The 21,809-nt window shown below is 68.9% G+C and carries 3 protein-coding genes; all 3 read left to right on the forward strand.

Translation table 11 applies throughout. The features are described 5' to 3' along the window. Positions 1–23: 23 nt before the first annotated feature. From GJV37_RS26860 to GJV37_RS26870, 3 genes are read left to right on the forward strand one after another with little or no spacing between them, the layout of a single operon-like run. Positions 24–12,824 carry a non-ribosomal peptide synthase/polyketide synthase gene (locus tag GJV37_RS26860; RefSeq protein ID WP_193453142.1) on the forward strand — a complete coding sequence of 4,267 codons (12,801 nt, stop codon included), beginning with the start codon at positions 24–26 and terminating at the stop codon, positions 12,822–12,824. After that, positions 12,824–20,755 carry a non-ribosomal peptide synthetase gene (locus GJV37_RS26865; RefSeq protein WP_246228449.1) on the forward strand — a complete coding sequence of 2,644 codons (7,932 nt, stop codon included), beginning with the start codon at positions 12,824–12,826 and terminating at the stop codon, positions 20,753–20,755. The genes GJV37_RS26860 and GJV37_RS26865 overlap by 1 nt, the downstream gene beginning before the upstream one ends. Then, positions 20,752–21,726 carry an alpha/beta hydrolase gene (locus GJV37_RS26870; RefSeq protein WP_193453143.1) on the forward strand — a complete coding sequence of 325 codons (975 nt, stop codon included), beginning with the start codon at positions 20,752–20,754 and terminating at the stop codon, positions 21,724–21,726. Before GJV37_RS26865 ends, GJV37_RS26870 begins: the two co-directional genes overlap by 4 nt. Positions 21,727–21,809: the final 83 nt, after the last annotated feature.

Consider the following 21,809-nt stretch of genomic DNA (forward strand, 5'->3'; position numbering starts at 1 on the left):
TCGCCGCCAGAACAGGTGATGTCATGAACGACCGTTACGAAGCCGCAGGAAACCTGGTCGAGGCCCTGCTGCAACGCGCCTGCGAAATGCCGCGCAAGACTGCCCTGCGATTCATCGCCGAGAATGTCGAACAGCCCATCAGCTTCCGCGAGCTGGACGAGCGCGCCCGCGCCATGGCCGCCTGGATGCTGCGCCACGGCCAGCAGGGCGACCGCGCCGTGCTGCTATTGCCCAGCGGTCCTGAATACGTCACCGCATTCTTCGCCTGCCTCTACTCGGGGATCATCGCCGTGCCGGCCTATCCGCCGGAGTCGGTGCGCCCGCAGCACCTGGCGCGCCTGCGCTCGATCCTCGACGACGCAGAACCCAGCCTGGTGCTCACCGACTCCACGCTGATCGAAGACCTGCGCCCGGCCTGCGAACGCGAGAACGGCGACAGCCCGCTGCTGCTGGCGGTGGACCAGGCCGATCCGGCGCTGGCCGTCGAATGGCAGATGCCGGAACTGGCCGACGACGACATCGCCTTCCTGCAGTACACCTCCGGCTCTACCTCGACACCCAAGGGCGTGCAGGTCAGCCATGGCAACCTGGTCGCCAACGAGCGGTTGATCCGTCACGGTTTCGGCATCGGTGACGACGACGTGATCGTCAGCTGGCTGCCGCTGTTCCACGACATGGGCCTGATCGGCGGGCTGCTGCAGCCGATCTACAGCGGCATCGAGTGCGTGCTGATGTCGCCGCGCTACTTCCTCGAACGCCCGCGCCGCTGGCTGGAAGCCATCGCCCGCTTCGGCGGCACCGTCAGCGGCGGCCCGGACTTCGCCTACCGGCTGTGCTGCGAGCGAGTCAACGAGGCCGCGCTGGAAGGCCTCGACCTGAGCCAATGGCGCGTGGCCTTCTCCGGCTCCGAGCCGATCCGCCCGGACACCCTGGAACGCTTCGCCGCCTGGTTCGCCCCGGCGCAATTCGACGCCTCGTCCTTCTACGCCTGCTACGGCCTTGCCGAAGCGACCCTGTTCGTCACCGGCGGCGTGCGTGGCGAAGGCATAGCCCAGCTGGAAGTCGACCTCAACGCCCTGGGTGAAAACGTCGCCCGCCCGGGGCGCGGTACTTCGCTGATCAACTGCGGCCGCACCCAGCCGGACCACGACGTGCAACTGGTCGACCCAGTGAGTGGCGAAACCCTCGGCCCGGATCGCGTCGGCGAAATCTGCAGCAGTGGCCCCAGCGTCGCGCTGGGCTACTGGCGCAACCCGGAAGCCAGCGCGCGCACCTTCGTCGAGAAGGACGGCCGCACCTGGCTGCGTACCGGCGACCTGGGCTTCCTGCACAACGGCGAACTCTTCGTTACCGGCCGCCTCAAGGACATGCTCATCGTTCGTGGGCAGAACCTCTACCCGCAGGACCTGGAGCGCTGCGTGGAAGAAGAGGTGGACCTGGTGCGCAAGGGTCGCGTCTCCGCCTTCGCCATCGAACACCAGGGCCGCGATGGCATTGGCATCGCCGCCGAAGTCGGCCGTAGCGTGCGCAAGCTGATCTCCGCCGAGGCGCTGGCGAAAGCCATCTCCGCCGCCGTGGCCGAGACCTTCCAGGAGGCGCCGCTGGTGGTGGCGTTGCTGGAGCCGGGCGCATTGCCCAAGACCTCCAGCGGCAAGCTGCAGCGCTCGGCGTGCCGCGCGCAGCTGCTCGATGGCAGCCTGCAGGCCTATGCCATCCAGCGTGCCGGCGAGCCGATCAGCGATGGCGCCAGCACCAGGCCGGTCGCGCCGTTGTCCGCTGAAGAGCAAGCCATCGCCGCGCTGTGGAGCGAAGTGCTGGAACTGCCGGCGATCCGCCGCGACGACAACTTCTTCGCCCTGGGCGGCAACTCCATCAAGGCCACTCAACTGATGGCGCGCCTGCGCGAACGCCTCGGCCGTGCCGTGGAACTGCGCCTGCTGTTCGAAGCGCCGGAGCTGGGCTCCTTCGTCGCCGCGCTGGCCGCACTGCCGACCACTCAGGTCGAGGCCGTGGCGCAGGTCCCGCGTGACGGTTTGCTGCCGCTGTCGCCAGCCCAGCGCCGCCTGTGGTTCCTCTGGAAGCTGGAACCGGAAAGCGCCGTCTACCACATCGCCGGGCGCATGAGCCTGCGCGGCGAGCTGCGCCGCCCCGCGGTGGAGCAGGCCTTCGCGATGCTGCTGGGTCGCCATGAAACCCTGCGCAGCCGCTTCATCGAGCAAGCCGATGGCGAGGTGGCGCTGAGCCTGTCCGACGCCAGCCAGGTCGAGCTGACCGAGAGCGACTTCAGCTCCCTGGGCAACGCCCGCCGAGACATCGCCGCCCGCGAGGACGCCGAGGCCTTCGCCGCGCAACCCTTCGACCTGGCCGCCGGCCCGCTGCTGCGCCTGCGCCTGCAGAACCTCGGCGGTGGCCGCCAGGCGCTGCTGCTCTGCGTGCACCACATCATCGCCGACGGCTGGTCGCTGAACCTGCTGCTGGACGAATTCGCCGAGTGCTACCGCGCCATCGTCGAGCAGCGTGAGCCGGTGCTGCCGGCGCTGCCCCGCCAGTACCTCGACCTCGCCGCTGCCCAGCAGAACAAGCTGGAAGCGGGTGAGGGCGCGCGCCTGCTGGACTGGTGGAGCGAACGCCTGGGCGCCCAGCATTCGCCGCTGGAGCTACCGTTCGCGACCGGTGAAAAAGGCCAGAGCGCCGAGCTGATCGAGCGCGAAGTGGACGCCGAACTGACCGGAAAACTGCGCGGTCTGGCCCAGGCCCACGGCGCCACCCTGCCGATGGTGCTGCTCAGCGCCTACAACCTGCTGCTGCAACGCTACAGCGGCCAGCACGACCTGCGAATCGGCCTGACCCAGGCAGGCCGCGAGCAGCTCGACAGCGAACGTCTGGTCGGCTTCTTCGTCAACCTGCTGGTGCTGCGCAGCGAGCTGCCCGAAGGCGCCAGCCTGCGCGGCGTGCTCCGCCAACTGCGCGACGACCTGCTGCAAGCCCAGGCGCACCAGGGCCTGCCGTTCGAACAACTGGTGGAAGCCCTGCAGCCCGAGCGCGGCCACGGACGCCATCCGCTGTGCCAGGTGGCCTTCGACCACCAGTGGCAGCCGCGCGCCGGCAACGGCCTGCCGGGCGTCAGCGTGGAAGCTTTGGAACAGCTTGACCTGGAAACTCCCTTCGACCTGGTGCTGCGCGTCCGCGAAGGCGAGCAGTCTTTGCGCGTGAGCTTCTGCTACGCGAAGGAGCGCTACGCCGCCACTGGTATGCAGCGCCTCGTCGGGCACTTCCTCGACCTGTTGCGCGCCTTGCCGCAGATGAATGCCGACGCCGCGCTTGATGCCCGCGACTGGTTGCCCGCCAGCGACTGGAGCATCGCCGTGGCCGGTGATGCGCCGGCCTTCGAGGCGCTGAGCGAGACCATCGCCGCCCAGGCCCGCCGCCATCCGGCGAAGGTCGCGCTGATCGACGATCAACGCGAGGTGAATTTCGCCGAGCTGGAAGACCGCTCCAACCGCCTGGCGCAGCGCCTGATCCAGCGCGGCATCGGCCCGGAACGCCGGGTTGCCGTGGCGCTGCCGCGCGGCGTGGATATCCCGCTGGCCCTGCTGGCGGTGATGAAGGCCGGCGGCGCCTACCTGCCGCTGGACGTCGACTATCCCGAGGAGCGCCTGGCCTGGCTGATGCAGGACGCCGGTGTGGACCTGCTGCTGACCAACGCCGCGCTGGCCGAACGCCTGCCGTTGCCCGAAGGCGTCGAGCGCCTGGTGCTGGAAGAAGCCGACCTCGCCAACGCCCTGGCAGTGCGCCCGCTGCTGCGCATCCAGGCGCAGAACCTCGCCTACCTGATCTACACCTCCGGCTCCACTGGCCAACCCAAGGGCGTTGCCGTCGCCCACGGCGAGATCGCCGCGCACTGCCGCGCCATCGGCCAGCGCTATGCGATGACCAGCGACGATCGCGAACTGATCTTCATGTCCTTCGCCTTCGACGGCGCCCATGAGCGCTGGCTCACCGCGCTGTCCCACGGCGGCAGCCTGTTGATTCGCAACGACGCGCTGTGGACCGCCGAGCAGACGCTCGATCAACTGCGCCGTCATGCAGTGACCGTCGCCGCCTTCCCGCCGGCCTACCTGCAACAGCTGGCTGAACAAGCGACGGCTCTGGATAAAGAGCATGGCCACGCACCGAGCATGCGCATCTACTGCTTCGGCGGCGACGCGGTGCCGGAAGCGGCGTACCAGTTGGCGCACCAGGCGCTGAAACCGCAACACCTGATCAACGGCTACGGCCCCACCGAAACCGTGGTCACCCCGATGCTCTGGAAGGCGGATGCGCGCACGGCGTGCGGCGCGGCGTATGCGCCCATCGGCGAAGTGGTCGGCGAACGCAGCCTGTATATCCTCGACGACCGCCTGCAGCCGCTGCCGCGTGGCGTGGCCGGCGAGCTGTACATCGGCGGCCACGGCCTCGCCCGCGGCTACCACCAGCGCGCCGGCATGACCGCCGAACGCTTCGTCGCCGACCCCTACGCCGACGGCCTGCGCCTGTACCGCAGCGGCGACCGCGTGCGCTGGCGTGAAGACGGCGCGCTGGACTACCTCGGCCGCGTCGACCAGCAGGTAAAAATCCGTGGCTTCCGTATCGAGCCGGGCGAGATCGAAGCCCGCCTGCGCGCGCTGCCCGGCGTGCGCGAAGCGGCAGTGATCGCCCGTGACAGCGAACGTGGCAAGCGCCTGCTGGGCTACGTGACGGGCGAAGGCGTCGCCGAAGACATCCTGAAAGCCGCGCTGCGTGCGCAACTGCCGGAGTACATGGTGCCGTCGCGCATCCTCGTCCTTGCCGAAATGCCGCTCAACGCCAACGGCAAGATCGACCGCAAGGCGCTGCCCGAGCCACAGGACGCCGCCAGCACAACCGAAGCCCCGCGCGAGGGCCTGGAAAGCCGTGTCGCCGCCGTCTGGGCCGAAGTGCTCGGCGTGCCGGCCATCGGCCGCGAGGATGATTTCTTCGAGCTGGGCGGCCACTCGCTGCTGGCCACGCAAGTCATCTCCCGCCTGCGCCGCGACCTGGGTTGCGAAGTCCCGCTGCGCGATCTGTTCGAGGCCAGCCGCCTGGACGAATTCGTCGCCCGGCTCGGTGCGCTGAGCCCAAGCGCCCGCCCGCAACTGCGTGCCATGGCCCGCGACGGCAACCTGCCGCTGTCCGCCGCGCAGAGCCGCCTGTGGTTCTTCTGGCAGATGGAGCCGGCCAGCGCCGCCTACAACGTGCCGGGCGCCCTGCGCCTGCGCGGCGAGCTGGATGAGTCCGCGCTGCGCCGTGCCTTCGATGCCCTGGTGGCGCGCCACGAAACCCTGCGCACCACCTTCGACGAAGTGGACGGCCAGGCCTTCCAACGCATCCAGCCGGCCCAGCCGCTGGAGCTGGCGCGGGTCGACCTGTCCGCTGAAAAAGACGCCGAAGCTGCCGCCCGTCGATTGGCCGAGGTGGAAGCACAGCGCCCGTTCGACCTGCGCAACGGCCCGCTGCTGCGTCTCACGCTGATGCGATTGTCTCCAAAAGAGGTGGCCGACACCGACCACGTGCTGCTGCTGACGATGCACCACATCGTCTCCGATGGCTGGTCGATCCGCGTGCTGGTGGACGAGTTCAGCCGTCTCTATGGCGCCTTCGCTGCCGGCGAGGCACTGCAACTGCCGGCGCTGCCGGTGCAGTACGCCGACTACGCCCAGTGGCAGCGCGAGCTGCTGGCGGGCGAGGAGGGCCGGCGTCAGCTGAACTGGTGGACCGAGCAACTCAGCCAGGACACACCGGTCCTGGAACTGGCCGCCGACCACCCGCGCCCGGCGGTGCAGAGCTACCGCGGCGGCAGCCTCGGCTTCAGCCTGGATGCCGGGCTGGGTGGCCGTCTCAAGCAACTGGCCCGCGAGCAGGACGTCACCCTGTTCATGCTGCTGCTCGGCGCCTATGCCGTGCTGATGCAGCGCTACAGCGGCCAGCGCGACCTGCGCATCGCGGTGCCCATCGCCAACCGCCAGCAGTTGGAAACCGAAGGGCTGATCGGCTTCTTCGTCAACACCCAGGTGATGCCGTTCCAACTCGCCGACGACGAATCCTTCGCCGTGCTGCTGGCTCGCCTCAAGCCGTTGGCGCTGGGCGCGCAAGCGAACCAGGACCTGCCGTTCGAACAACTGGTGGAAGCGCTGCAACCCGAACGCAGCCTGGCCTACAACCCGCTGGTGCAGGTGAAGTTCAACTTCGGCTTCGACGTCAGCCGCCTGCCCGATGCCGGCGCGCTGAAGCTGGAACTGTTCAGCGAAGAGCAGTACGGCGCGCGCTTCGACCTGGCCCTGGACATGGCCGAGGCGCTGGACGCCAACGGCCAGCCGGGCGATGAGCTGCGCGGCAGCTTCGTCTATGCCCGCGACCTGTTCCTTGATGCCAGCGTCGCCGCCATCGCCAGCCAGTTCGAAACGCTGCTGCGCCAGTTGTGCGCCGAGCCGCAACGCGCCCTTGGTGAATTGCCGCGCCCGGTGGTGTCGCGCCGTCGTGGCGAGGTGCGCCAATGGCCGCAACGGGATGTTCTCGGCCTGTTTGCCGCACAGGTCGCCGCGCAACCGGACGCCATCGCTGTACAGGATGAGGGCGTGCGCTACAGCTACGCGGAACTGGATGCGCGCAGCAACCGCCTGGCCAATACGCTGATCGACAGCGGCGTGGAGCCGGTCGAGTGCGTCGCCATCTGCCAGGAGCGCAGCGCGCAGTGGGTGCTCCTGCTGCTGGGCGTGCTCAAGGCTGGCGCCACCTACGTGCCGCTGGACCCGGCGCAACCCGCCGAACGCCTGCGTAATCTGATCCAGGACAACGGCATCGGCCGCGTGTTGCTGAGTGAGGCTGCGCTGCTGGAAACCTTCGGCGAAGCGGCCATGCTGATCCCGTTCGGCGGCCCGCAACAGGGCAGCGCTGCCGCGCCCGCGCGCCGGATCGACCCGCAGCAGGCCGCCTATGTGATCTTCACCTCCGGCTCCACCGGCCAACCCAAGGGCGTGCGCGTCAGCCACGGCGCGCTGGCCAACTACGTGCAAGCTGTGCTCGAACGCCTGCAACTGGACCAGGGCCGCGCCCAGGGCCTGGGCATGGCGATGGTTTCCTCGGTGGCCGCCGACCTCGGCCACACCACGCTGTTCGGCGCGCTGTGCGGCGGTGGCCGCCTGCACCTGGCGGATGCCCAGGCGGTGGCGGATGCCGAACGCTTCGCCGCGTTCATGCAGGACGTGGACGTGCTGAAGATCGTCCCCAGCCATCTCGCCGGTTTGCTGGCGGCCGCACCGAATGCTGCCGCCGTGCTACCGCGCCGCCTGCTGGTGGTGGGCGGTGAAGCCTGCGACCGCGCGCTGCTGCAAGCGCTGCGCGAGCTCTCGCCCAAGCTGCGCATCGTCAACCACTACGGCCCCAGCGAGTCCACCGTGGGCGCACTGACCCACGAATGGTCGCTGGTGGATGATCTGCCGGCGGCCAGCCTGCCCATCGGTACGCCGTTGGCCAACACCGCCATCCGCGTGCTCGACGAGCATGGTCGTGACCTGCTGCCGGGCGTAGCGGGCGAGCTGTACATCGGCGGTGCCGGCCTGGCACTGGGCTACCTCGGCCAGCCGGGAATGACGGCCGAACGCTTCGTGGAGATCGAGGGGGAGCGCCTGTACCGCAGTGGCGACCGTGTGCGCCTGAACCGTCACGGCGCCGTGGAATTCCTCGGCCGCGTCGATGACCAGGTGAAAATCCGTGGCTACCGCGTCGAGCCGGGCGAACTGGCGCAGGCGCTCAAGCGCCTGCCCGGCGTGCGTGATGCCGTGGCCTTGGCCGAGCGTGAGGGCGACGGCCCGATGAGACTGCTGGCCTGGGCTGTTGCAGAAGGGCAGAGCGTTGAAAACCTGCGTGAAAGCCTGGCGGCCGAAGTCCCCGAATACCTGTTGCCAGCCCAGCTCATCCTGCTGGAACGCCTGCCGCTGAACGCCAACGGCAAGGTGGATCGCAAGGCACTGCCGCGAGCCGAGTCGGTCGCCAAGGCAGTGGACAGCGCGCCGCTGAGCGAACTGGAGCAGCGCATCGCCGACATCTGGCAGGCCGTGCTGAAAGTCGAGCGCGTCGGTGCCGAAGACAACTTCTTCGAGCTGGGCGGCGACTCGATCCTCAGCCTGCAGATCATCGCGCGCATCCGTAAGCTGGGTTACAAGCTCAGCCCGAAACAGCTGTTCGAGCGGCAGAGCGTCCGCCAGCTCGCACAATGGCTGGAAAGCCGCGCGCCGGCTGCCGTTGCGGCACCGGCTCCGGTGGCTGCCGTCAGCGGCGAGGTGATCCTGTCGCCGGTGCAGGCGCGCTTCTTCGAACGCATGCCGAACGCCCAACGGCATCACTGGAACCAGGCACTGCTGCTGCAACCGCGCGAAGCGTTGGACAGCGACGCACTGGCCCGCGCGCTGCACTGGCTGGTCGGCCAGCACGACGCACTGCGCCTGCGCTTCGACGGCAGCCGCCAGCGTTACGCCGAACACGGCCCGCTCGATATGACCCTGCTCTGGCGGCGCCGCGCCGCCGACGCTCGCACCCTGGAGCGCCTGTGCGACGACGCCCAGGCCAGCCTGGATATCGCCAACGGCCCGCTGCTGCGCGCCATGCACGTCACGCTGGAAAGCGGCGGCGAACGCCTGCTGCTGGTGATCCACCACCTGGCGGTGGATGGCGTGTCCTGGCGCATCCTGCTGGAAGACCTGCAGTACGCCTACCGCGAACTGCGCGCCGGCCGCACGCCCGCCGCGTTGCCGCGCAGCGACAGCTACCAGGCCTGGAGCGCTCGCCAGCAGGCAGCCGCCAACAGCGCCGAAGTCGCTGCCGAGCTGGCTTACTGGCAAGGCGAACTGCGCGGTGCGCCGTCGCTCAAGCGTGCTCGCAGCGATGCTCCGGGCACCTGGAAAGAAGCCGCCAATGCGTGCTTCAGCCTCGACGCCGAAACCACCCGCCAACTGCTCGGCCCGGCGCTGAAAGCGCAGCGCGTGCAGATCAACGACCTGCTGCTGACCGCCCTGGCCCGCGCGCTGTGCGCCTGGACCGGCGAGTCCTCCGCGCTGGTGGAAATGGAAGGCCATGGCCGCGATGCCTTCGACAATGAGGCAGCGCTGGACCTGAGCCGCTCCGTGGGCTGGTTCACCGCGCTGTATCCGCTGCGCCTGCAAGCCGGCGGCGAGCCGGGCGCGGACCTGCGCGCCACCCGCGAACACCTGCGCAACCTGCCGCGCGCCGGCATGGGGTACGGCCAACTGCGCTACCTCAGCCAGCACGCAGCCAGCCTGCGTGACCTGCCGGCGCCGCAGGTCACCTTCAACTACCTCGGCCAGCTCGACCAGGCGTTTGCCGACGCCGACTTCCTGCCGGCCTTCGAAGGCGTCGGCCGCAGCCAACCGCTGAATGCGGCGCTGGGCAATGCACTGGTCTACGCCGGCCGCGTGCTGGGCGGTGAGCTGAGCCTGGAAGTCACCTACAGCCGCTTCATGTTCGACGCTGCCGACATCGACGAGCTGCAAGCGCTGCTGCGCGCCGAATTGCAGGCGCTGGTCGCTTATTGCCTGAATACGCCACTCCCGCTGCAAGCCAGCGAACTGCCGCTGCTCGGCCTCGACCAGCCACAGCTCGATGCACTGCCGCTGCCGGCAGGTTCCGAGGACCTCTATCCGCTGTCGCCGATGCAGCAGGGCATGCTGTTCCATGCCCTCGACGTGCCGGGCTCGTCGCTCTACGTCAACCAGCTGCGCGTCGATCTGGATGGTCTCGATGAAGCCCGCTTCCTCGACGCCTGGCGCGCGGTCATTGCCCGTCACGCCAACCTGCGCACTGGCTTCCTCGCCAGCGCGGATTCGGCGCCGTTGCAGTTCGTCCTGCGTGAGGTGCAGTTGCCGGTGCAGTCCTTTGACTGGCGCGACCAGCAGGTCAGCGAGCAGCAGTTGGAAAGCGTCGCCGACGCCCAGCGCAACCTCGGCTTCGACCTGGCCCAGCCGCCGCTGCAACGCCTGGCGCTGGTGCGTCTCGGTGAGTGCCGCTACCACCTGATCTGGACCTGCCACCACCTGCTGCTGGACGGCTGGAGCAGCGCGCGGCTGATCGGCGAAGTGCTCGCCCTCTACCGTGGTGAGACGCTGCCGGCGCCCGCCGCGCAGTACGGTGACTACATCGGCTGGTTGCATGCCCAGGACGGCGCTATCGGTGAAACCTTCTGGCGCGAACGCCTGAAAGGCTTCGACGAGCCGACCCTGCTGGCCACCGCCTGCAACGCGAGCTTCCGCGAGGAACCGTTGCGCGAGCTGCACAGCCGTCTCGACTCGGCGCCGCTGCAACGCTTCGCCCAGGCCCAGCGAATCACCCTCAACACCCTGGTGCAAGGTGCCTGGGCGCTGCTGCTGCAACGTTACTGCGGACAGCGCAGCGTCACCTTCGGCGCCACCGTGGCCGGGCGACCGGCCAGCCTGCCGGGGGCGGAGGAGAGCCTCGGGTTGTTCATCAACACACTGCCGATCCTGCAGACCCCGGACGACGCCCAGCGCGTCGGCGACTGGCTGCGCCAATTGCAGGACTTCAACCTCGACGTGCGCGAGTTCGAGCACACGCCGCTGTACGACATCCAGCGCTGGGCCGGCCGTGGCGGGCAGGCGATGTTCGACAGCCTCATCGTGTTCGAAAACTTCCCCATGGATGCGGCACTGTCGTCGTCCACTGGCGATGAGCTGCGCATCCTCGGCCATCGCCCGGTGGACGGCACCAACTACGCCCTGGCCCTGGTGGCCAGTGCCGGCGAGCAGGTGGACGTGCGCTACACCTACCGTGCCGACCGCTTCAGCGCGAGCCAGATCGAACAGCTGCGCGGCCACTTCGAGCGCCTGCTGCTGGCTCTGGTGGAAGACGCCGAGCGCCCGCTGGGTCGCGTCAGCCAGCTGGCCGACGCGGAGCGCAACGCGCTGCTGCAACGCTTCAACGACACCGAGGCGACATTCCCGGCAGACGTGCAGCTGCAGGAGCTGATCGAACGCCAGGTTGCCGCGACCCCGGATGCGCTGGCCCTGCAATTCGGCGAACAGCGCCTGAGCTACGCCCAGCTCAACGCCCGCGCCAACCAGCTTGCGCACTGGCTGCGCGGCCAGGGTGTCGGCCCGGACGTACTGGTCGGTGTGGCCGCAGAGCGTTCGGTGGAGCTGGTGGTGGCCCTGCTGGGCATCGTCAAGGCCGGCGGCGCCTATGTGCCGATGGACCCGGACTACCCGCAGGACCGCCTGCAACACATGCTGGGCGACAGCGGCGTCAATCTTCTGCTGACCCAGCAATACCTGTTGGAACGCCTGCCGCAGACGGCTGCGGAAACCCTGTGCCTGGACAGCCAGTGGAGCGAAATCGCCACGGCTTCCGAGCAGAACCCCGTCATCCAGGGTAGCCCGCAGAGCCTCGCGTACCTCATCTACACCTCCGGTTCCACCGGTAAACCCAAGGGCGCCGGCAACAGCCATCGCGCATTGGTCAACCGCTTGCACTGGATGCAGAAAGCCTACGCGCTGGATGCCTCCGACCGCGTGTTGCAGAAGACCCCGTTCAGCTTCGACGTGTCGGTGTGGGAGTTCTTCTGGCCGCTCATGACCGGTGCGGCGCTGGTGGTCGCCGCGCCCGGTGCGCACCGCGACCCGTCGGCGCTGCGCCGGGTGATCGAGGCGGGGAGGGTCACCACGCTGCACTTCGTGCCGTCGATGCTGCAGGCCTTCGTCGCTTCCGGCGAACTGGAGCGCTGCACCTCGCTGCTGCAGGTGATGTGCTCCGGCGAGGCGCTGCCCTACGAGCTGCAACAGCAGTTCCGTCAGCGCAGCAGCGCGAAACTGCACAACCTCTACGGCCCGACGGAGGCGGCGATCGACGTCAGCTTCTGGGCCTGCATTGATGCCAACGCGCGGCACGTGGTGCCCATCGGCCGGCCTATCGACAACCTGCGCCTGGTGCTGCTGGACGAGCGCCTGGAGCCGGTGCCGCAGGGCGTGGCCGGCGAGCTGTACATTGGCGGCGTGGGTCTGGCGCGCGGTTACCACGCGCGCCCCGGTCTGACGGCTGAGCGTTTCATTGCCGATCCGTTTGGCAGCGCTGAGCGGCTGTACCGCACCGGCGATTTGGCTCGCCAGCGCGAAGACGGTGCCATCGAGTACCTCGGCCGCCTCGACCACCAGGTGAAGATTCGCGGCCTGCGCATCGAGCTGGGCGAGATCGAGGCGCGCCTGCAAGCGCAGCCGGAGGTCAGCGAAGCGGTGGTGGTGGCGAAGGACGGTGTGCTGCTGGCCTACGTCGTCGCCAGCGCCGAGCCCGAAGCCCTGCGCCAGGCGCTGCAAGGCGAACTGCCGGACTACATGGTGCCGTCGCGGATCATCGCCCTCGACGCCATGCCGCTGTCGCCCAACGGCAAGCTGGACCGCAAGGCCCTGCCGGACCCGCAACTGAGCGCGAGCCAGCGCGAGTACGTGGCGCCGCGCAGCGACCTGGAAGTCGAGCTGGCCGGTATCTGGCAGCACGTGCTGCAAGTGGATCGCGTCGGCCTGCACGACGACTTCTTCGAGCTGGGCGGCCATTCGCTGCTGCTCACCCAGGTCGGCCTGACCCTGCGTCAGCGCCTGGGCCTTGAGTTGCCGCTGCATCGCCTGTTCGAGCTGAGCAATATCGAGGCGCTGGCCGCCTGGATCGAAGCCCAGCGCGCGAGCTCCGCCAGTGCGGAAGAGGAACTGGACCTGATGGACGAACTGCTCGGCGAGCTGGAGAACCTGTAATGACCCACCCGATGGACGCTCAGCTGAAGCAGGTCGCGGAGCGCCTTGGCGCGCTCTCCGAGGACAAACAGATCGTCTTCCTGCGCCAGCTTCGCGAGAAGGGCGTGAGCCTGTCGCGCCTGCCGATCCTCCGCGAGGGGCGCGAACACGCGCCACTGTCGGCGGCCCAGGCGCGCCTGTGGTTCCTCTGGCAGATGGAGCCGCACAGCGCCGCCTACAACATCCCGGCCGCCGTACGCCTGCGCGGCACGCTGGACGAAGGCGCGCTGGAGCGTGCCTTCACCGCGCTGATCGCGCGCCATGAAAGCCTGCGCACCGTGTTCCGCACGGCACAGCCTGGGCACCATGCCTCGGCGGATAACGCTGGCGCGTTATGCGCCCTACGGGAGCCGGATGACGAGGTTCTGCGCTCGGCAGAGGACCGCTCTGGTAGGGCGAATGACGCGCAGCGTCATCCGCCGCAAGGTGGGCCGGGTATGGCGGCAGATGGCGCGGTGATGCAGTGCATCCTGCCGCCTGGGTCGGCGCAGCTGGAGGCGAAGGATTTCGGTAGCGAAGCCGAGGCGCGGCAATGGCTTGACGATTGTGCGCAGCGTTCCTTCGACCTCGCCGAAGGCCCATTGCTGCGCCTGCACCTGGCGCGACTGCCGGGTGAAGCGCTGCTGCTGGTGAACCTGCATCACATCATCGCCGACGGCTGGTCCATCGGGGTACTGATTGACGAGTTCGCGGTGCTGTACAGCGCCGAGGTGCAAGGCGCGAAAGCCGACCTGGCCGAGCTGCCGATCCAGTACAGCGACATCGCCCGCTGGCAGCGCCTGTGGCTGGCGGCCGGCGAGGGCGAGCGGCAACTGGCGTACTGGAAGGAGCAGTTGGGCGACGAATCGCTGCTGCTGACCCTGCCGGGCGACCGGCCGCGTCCGCTGGTGCAGAGTTATCGCGGCGCCACTTTCGACTTCGAGCTGCCTCGCGAGCTGAGCGAAGCGCTGCGCGACCTGGCGCGAGGGCAGGGCGCCACGTTGTTCATGTTGATCCTCGCTGCGTACCAGCTGCTGCTGTCGCGCTACAGCGGCCAGCGCGAGCTGCGCGTCGGCGTGCCCATTGCCGGCCGTGGCCGTGCCGAGAGTGAGCGGCTGATCGGCTTCTTCGTCAACACCCAGGTGCTGACGGCACGCATCGATGGCGACGAATCCTTCAACGCCTTCCTGGCCCGCACCCGTGAAGCGGTGCTCGGCGCCCAGTCCAACCCGGACCTGCCCTTCGAGCAACTGGTGGATGCGCTGCAGCCCGAGCGCAGCCTGAGCTACAACCCGCTGTTCCAGGTGGCCTGCAACCACCAGCCGAGCCGCCGCGATACCCTGCGCGAGCTGCCCGGCGGCCTGCAGCTGGAAAGCCTGGAGCTGGACAGCGGCATCGCCAAATTCGACCTGACCCTGAACACCGAGGAAAGCCGCGACGGCCAGGTGCGCGGGCAGTTCATGTACGCCACCGACCAGTTCGATGAGGCGACCCTCTCACGCCTCTGCGGGCATTTCCTCAACCTGCTGCGCGGTATCGTCGCCGATCCGCATTGCCCGGTCGCGCGCCTGCCGTTGCTCGATGGCCGCGAGCGTGAACAATTGCTCTACGGCTGGAACGCCACCGACGTGGAGTATCCGCGCGATGCCTGCCTGCACCAACTGATCGAGCAGCAGGCGGCGCGCACGCCGAACGACATCGCGCTGACCGATGGCCAGCGCAGCTTCAGCTACGCCGAGCTGAACAGCCGCGCCAATCGCCTCGCGCACTGGCTGCGTGAGCAGGGTGTCGGCCCGGACAGCCGCATCGGCGTGGCGCTGGAGCGCTCCGTCGAACTGCCGGTGGCTTTGCTCGCCGTGCTCAAGGCCGGCGGCGCCTACGTGCCGCTGGACCCGGAATTCCCCGCCGAACGCCTGGCGCACATGCTCGACGACGGCGACGTGCGCCTGCTGCTGACCCAGCAGCACCTGCTCGGCGAGCTGCCGCAGACCGGCGCCCGCGCGTTCTGCCTGGACCGCGACTGGGCACAACTGGAAGGCTACGCCGACAGCGATCTGCACAACCTCGCTCGCCCGGACGATCTCGCCTACCTCATCTACACCTCCGGCTCCACCGGCAAGCCCAAGGGCGTCGCGGTGCGCCACGGCGGGGTGGTCAACTTCATGCTCAGCATGGCCAGCGAACCGGGCCTGGATGCGCGGGACCGCGTGCTCGCGCTCACCTCGCTGTCCTTCGATATTTCCGCGCTGGAGCTGTACCTGCCGCTGCTGGTCGGCGGCCGCGTGGTGCTGGTAGACCGCGACGTCGCCCGCGACCCGGCGCGCCTGCTGGGCGTGGCACTGGAGCAGGGCGTGACGGTGATCCAGGCGACGCCGAGCACCTGGACGCTGCTCAGCGGCCACGAAGACTTCCCGCGCCTGAATGGTTGCCGCTTCTTCTGCGGCGGCGAGGCGTTGTCCGCCGAGCTGGCGGACAAGCTCACCACGCAGACCGAGGCTCTTTGGAACCTCTACGGCCCCACCGAAACCACCATCTGGTCGGCGGCCTGGAAGATCGACAAGGGCGCCCGCGCACTGCTCGGCAAGCCTATCGCCAACACCCAGCTGTATATCCTCGACGGCGAACTGCAGCCGGCGCCCATTGGCGTGGCCGGCGAGCTGTACATTGCCGGCGACGGCCTGGCGCGCGGCTACCATGGGCGCCCCGAGCTGACCGCCGAGCGCTTCGTCGCTGATCCCTACGCTGGTTTATACGGCCAGCCAGGCCGGCGCATGTACCGCACCGGCGACCTGGCGCGCTGGCGGGCAGATGGTGTGCTGGAGTACCTCGGCCGCCTCGACCACCAGGTGAAGATTCGCGGCTTCCGTATCGAACTGGGCGAGATCGAGTCGCGCCTGCTCGGCCAACCCGGCGTGCGCGAGGCAGTGGTGATCGCTCGCGATGCGGGGCAGGTCAAGCAACTGGTCGGCTACGTCACCGGGCAGATCGATACCGACCTGCGTGCCGCGCTGCTGGAAGAGCTGCCGGACTACATGGTCCCGGCGCAGATCGTCCTGCTGGAGCGCATGCCGCTCACGCCCAACGGCAAGCTGGACCGCAAGGCCCTGCCGGAACCAGACTTCAGTCTGCTGCAGAAAAGCTACCGCGCGCCGGAGAGCGAGCGCGAGCAGACCCTGGCGGCCATCTGGTGCGCGGTGCTGGGCCTGGAACGGGTCGGCCTGGACGACAACTTCTTCGAACTGGGCGGCGACTCCATCGTTTCCATCCAGGTGGTCAGCCGCGCGCGTGCCGCCGGGTTGCAGCTGAGCCCGAAGGACCTGTTCCAGCACCAGACGCTGCAGGCACTGGCCCGTGTGGCCGGTGACATGGTGCACGCCGAGGTGCCAGTTGCCGCGGCTCAGATAGAGGCACCGAATGCCGCCCAACTGGCCGCGCTCGGTCTGAACCCCGACGAGATCGAAGACCTCTATCCGCTGTCGCCCATGCAGCAGGGCATGCTGTTCCACGGCGTGGACGGCAGCGAGGGGGGCGTCTACGTCAACCAGCTGCGCGTGGAAGTGCAGGGGCTGGACGTCGAGCGCTTCCGCGGCGCCTGGCAGGCTGCGCTGGATGCCCATGACAACCTGCGCGCCGGCGTGCACTGGCAGGGCCTCGATAAGCCGCTTCAGGCCGTGCACAAACGTGTCGAGCTGCCGCTGGAAGTCCTGGACTGGCGTGGCCGCGAGGACATGGATGCAGCACTGGACGAGCTGGCTGCCGCCGAACGCAGCCGCAGCTTCGACCTGGAGCGTCCGCCGCTGCTGCGCCTGGTGCTCGTGCGCAGCACCGAGGACAGCCACCAGCTGGTCTACACCCACCACCACATCCTGCTCGACGGCTGGAGCAACGCCCAGCTGTTCGCCGAAGCCCTGCGCCGCTACAACGGCGAAAGCATCGCCGAGCAGGGCCGCTACCGCGACTACATCCACTGGCTGCAAGCCCAGGACCCGCAGCAGGCCCAGGACTTCTGGGGCGCGCGCCTGCAAGGCTTCGCCCAGCCCACCGTGCTGGCCGACAGCCTGGCGCGCCCGGCCGAAGGCAGCGGCCACGGCCTGGAATACAGCCGCTACGACGCGGCGGCCACCGAACGCCTGAAAGCCTTCGCCCGTAGCCAGCGGGTGACGCTGAACACCCTGGTGCAGGCGGCGTGGATTCTCCTGCTGCAACGCTACACTGGCCAGCAGCGCGTGGCCTTCGGCGCCACCGTGGCCGGGCGCCCGGCGCAACTGGCCGGTGCCGACAGCCTGCTGGGCCTGTTCATCAACACGCTGCCCATCGTCCAGGCGCCGGCCGAACAGGCCGATCTGGGTGACTGGCTGCGTGAGCTGCAGGCCTACAACCTGGACGTGCGCGAGTTCGAGCACACGCCGCTGTACGACATCCAGCGCTGGGCCGGCCAGGCCGGGCAGGCGCTGTTCGACAGCATCATCGTGTTCGAGAACTACCCGGTCGACGAAGTGCTGCGCAGCGCCCAGGGCCCGCGTTTCGGCGAGCTGAAATCCAAGGACGAGACCAGCATTCCGATGGACCTCGCGGTGCGCGTCGGCGACAGGCTGGAGATCGAGTACCAGTACCTGCGCGCGCACTTCAGCGCACCGGCCGTGGCGCGCCTGCGCGGCAACCTGGAACAGGTGCTGGACAGCCTGCTGCACGGCGCCGGCAAGCGCGTCGGCGAGCTGCAGTGCCTGTCCGCCGATGACCGCGCGGCCCTGGCCGCCTGCCGTGGCCCGCACCAGTCGCTGCCGCCAGCCGAGCCGGTGCATCTGGCGATTGCGCGTCAGGCCGCTCTGCGCGGCGATGAGGTGGCGCTGATCTGTGGCGACGAGGAGATCGACTACGCGGCGCTGGAGCGCGACTCCAACCGCCTGGCCCATCGCCTGATGGCGCTGGGCGTCGGCCCGGAAATCCGGGTCGGCGTGGCCCTGCCGCGCAGCGTGCGCATTCCGTTGGTGCTGCTGGCGGTGCTCAAGGCCGGCGGTGCCTACGTACCGCTGGACGCCGAGTACCCGCGCGAGCGCCTGGAATTCCAGATGAGTGACGCCGGCATCGCGCTGCTGATCACCGATAGCCGCCTGCGCGAACGCCTGCCGCTGCCGGCAGGGGTGCAGTGCCTGGAGCTGGACGGCCTTGATCTTTCTAGCGAAGACAGCGACCTGCCGGTGGTGGCGCTGGAGCCGGAAAACCTCGCCTACCTGATCTACACCTCCGGCTCCACCGGCAAGCCCAAGGGCGTGGCGGTCAGTCATGGTCCGCTGGCCATGCACTGCGCGGCCATCGGCGAGCTGTACCGGATGGACGCGGCGACCCGCGAGCTGCACTTCATGTCCTTCGCCTTCGACGGCGCCCACGAGCGCTGGCTGACCACCCTGGTGCACGGCGGCAGCCTGGTGCTGCGCGGCGATGAGCTGTGGACGCCGGAGCAGACCTACCGTGTGCTGCACGACAAGCAGGTGAGCGTGGCGGCCTTCCCGCCGGTCTACCTGCAGCAACTGGCCGAGCACGCCCTGCGTGACGGCAACCCGCCGCCGGTGCGCATCTACTGCTTCGGTGGTGATGCGGTGCCCAATGCCAGCTTCGAGCTGGCCAAACGCGCGCTGCGCGCCGAGCACCTGATCAATGGCTACGGCCCCACGGAAACCGTGGTCACGCCGCTGCTGTGGAAAGCCGACCGCACCACGGCCTGCGATGCGGCGTATGCCCCCATCGGCAAGGGTGTCGGCGCGCGCAAGCTGTACATCCTCGACGAGCAACTGCGCCAGGTTCCACTGGGCGTGGCGGGCGAGCTGTACATCGGCGGCGACGGCCTGGCGCGTGGCTACCACGAGCGTGCCGGCCTGACCGCCGAGCGCTTTGTCGCCGATCCGTTCGATACGAACGGCGGGCGCTTGTACCGCTCCGGCGACCTGGTACGCGGCCGCGCCGATGGCGTGATCGACTACGTGGGCCGGATCGACCATCAGGTGAAGATTCGCGGCTTCCGCATCGAACTGGGCGAGATCGAGGCGCGCCTGCAGGATCACCCGCAGGTCAGTGAGGCGCTGGTGGTCGCTCGCGACGGTATCAGCGGCAAGCAACTGGTGGGCTACGTGGTCGGTGAGGTGGAAGGCGACGCGTTGCGCAGCTTCCTCCGCGCCCAGGTGCCGGACTACATGGTACCGGCGCAGATTCTCAAGCTTGCGCGCTTCCCGCTGTCGCCCAACGGCAAGATCGACCGCAAGGCGCTGCCCGAGCCGACCTGGCAGGGCGAGGCCTACGAGGCGCCGCGCAACGCGCGCGAGCAGGCCCTGGCCGACATCTGGCAGGATGTGCTGCAAGTGGAGCGCGTCGGCATCCGCGACAACTTCTTCGACCTCGGCGGAGATTCCATCCTCAGCCTGCAGATCGTCTCCCGCGCCCGCCAGGCGCTGGGCGAGGGCGTGGAAATCCGTCTGCGCGACCTGTTGCAGTACCAGACCATCGCCGGCCTGTTGGAGCGCGCCGAGAGCGTGGCCGAGGACGCGCCGACAGCGGCCGTGGCGGTCGCCGATGACGGCGAATCCTTCGGCCTGGTGCCGATCCAGCAATGGATGTTCGAGCAGCAGCTGGAGGAGCCCAACCACTTCAACCAGGCGGTGCTGCTGGAGTGTCGCCAGCGTCTCGACGCGGCTGCGCTGGAAGCGGCTCTGCAAGGCTTGCTGGCCGAGCACGGCAGCCTGCGCCTGTCCTTCGCCCGTGGCGCGGACGGCGTGTGGCGCCAGCGCTATTGCGAGGCCAGCGAGATCACCGGCGCGTTGCTCTGGCAGCGTCAGGCGGCGAATGCCGAGGAGGCGTTGCTGATCGCCAACCAGGCGCAGCGCAGCCTGGACCTGAGCGAAGGTCGTCTGCTGCGCGGCGTGCTCACCGACATGGCCGATGGCACCCAGCGCCTGCTGCTGGTGATCCACCACCTGGGCGTGGACGGCGTGTCCTGGCGCATCCTGCTGGAGGAGTTGCAGCAGCGCTACGCCGCGCAGCTTACCGGCGAGCCGGCGCCGCGTTTCGAGCGCACCAGCACTTATCGCGCCTGGGCCGAAGGCCTGCGCGAGTATGCCGACAGCCAACTGGCGCAAGCCGACCTGCCGTACTGGCTGGAGCAGACCGACACCACCGGCCTGGGCGAGCCGCTGCGCGACAACCCGCGCGGCGCCGAGCGCATGGCGCACCTGGAGCAGTCGTTCCTGCGCCTGGACCGCGAGCAGACCCAGCGCCTGCTGAAGGTAGCTCCGGAGGCCTACCGCACGCAGATCAACGACCTGCTGCTGACCGCCCTGGGCCGCACGCTGTGCCAGTGGTGCGACAGCGAGTCGGTGCTGATCGGCCTGGAAGGCCATGGCCGCGAGGACATTCTCGACAGCGTCGACCACAGCCGCACGCTCGGCTGGTTCACCAGCCTGTTCCCGCTGCGCCTGACGCCGGGGCAGGGCGGTTACGCCCAGTCCATCCCGACCATCCGCCAGCAACTGCGCGCGGTACCGGACAAGGGCATCGGCTACGGCGCCTTGCGCTACCTGGGCGACAGCGCGCTGCGCCGCCAGCTCGCCGCCCGCGCCGAGCCGCGCGTCACCTTCAACTACCTCGGCCAGTTCGACCAGAGCTTCGATGACCAGGCGCTGTTCGTGCCGCTGCAGGAGAAGCCCGGCGACACCTACGCCGCCAGCACGCCGATGAACAACTGGCTGGAGATCGTCGGCCAGGTCTATGACGGCGAACTGACCCTGCGCTGCATGTTCAGCCGCCGGGTGTTCCGCCCGTCGCGCATCGAGGCGCTGATGGCGACGCTGCGTGAAGAACTGGACGGTGTGATCGGCTACTGCTGTGCGCAGGTCGAAAGCGCCAAGGAAAAGGCCACGGTATGAACGCATTGATGACAGAGGTCGGCATGCTGCACCCGGAGATTTCCGCGTTTCTCGATATGGTCGACGAGGGCCGCCGCAGTGGTCGTCCGGCACTGCATGAACTGCCGGTAGGGCAGGCGCGGGAGGACTTCGAAGCGTCGTCCGAATCGCTCAAGGCCGGGGCGCCGTCGATGCCGGTGGAGGCATTGCGGATTCCTGCGCGGGATGGCCGTGAACTGCCCGCACGGTTGTATCGGCCCGCTTTCACCGGAAACGGGGCGGGCGACGCGGCGATCCTGTATTTCCACGGCGGCGGCTACACGGTCGGCAGCCTGGATTCCCACGATGGCTTGTGCCGGCTGCTGGCGAAGCACTGCGGTTGCTCGGTGATTTCGCTGGGCTACCGACTGGCACCGGAGGCGCCTTTCCCGGCGGCTACCCACGACGCCCGCGATGCCTGGAACTGGCTGCTGGCTGCTGCCGCCAGCCTGGGCTTGAACGCGCGCCGCCTGGCGGTGGGCGGCGACAGCGCCGGCGCTACCCTGGCCACCGTGCTCTGCGCCGAGCTGGCGGGCGAGGGCGTCGAGCAGCCTTGCGCGCAGTTGCTGTTCTATCCCGCGGCGGATGCCAGCAAGCGCAGCGAATCCCAGGAGCTGTTCGCCGAAGGCTATCTGCTGGAAACCGCCAGCCTGGACTGGTTCTACGAGCAGTACGTGCCCGACGATTCTCAGCGCCGCGATTGGCGTTGCTCGCCGTTGCATGCGGGAGCGGCCCTGCAAGGCAGCGCTCCGGCGCTGCTGTTGGCCGCGGAATTCGATCCGTTGCTGGACGAAGGCCTGGCCTACGCCCATGCGCTGGTGGCGCAGGGCGTGGAGGTGGAAGCCGAGCGCTGCTGCGGGATGACCCATGACTTCCTGCGGATGGGCAACCTGGTGCCGGAAGTCGACGGGTATTACCGGCGGGTGGCGGAGTTTCTGGCGGCGCGCTGGTGAGCTTCCCTGTAGGAGCGAGCGTGCTCGCGAACCTCCTCCGCCCGAGCCGGGATATCGGCAGAGTGCGGTTCGCGAGCAAGCTC

The sequence above is a fragment of the Pseudomonas nitroreducens genome (genome assembly GCF_010994165.1).
GTDB lineage: Bacteria > Pseudomonadota > Gammaproteobacteria > Pseudomonadales > Pseudomonadaceae > Pseudomonas > Pseudomonas nitroreducens.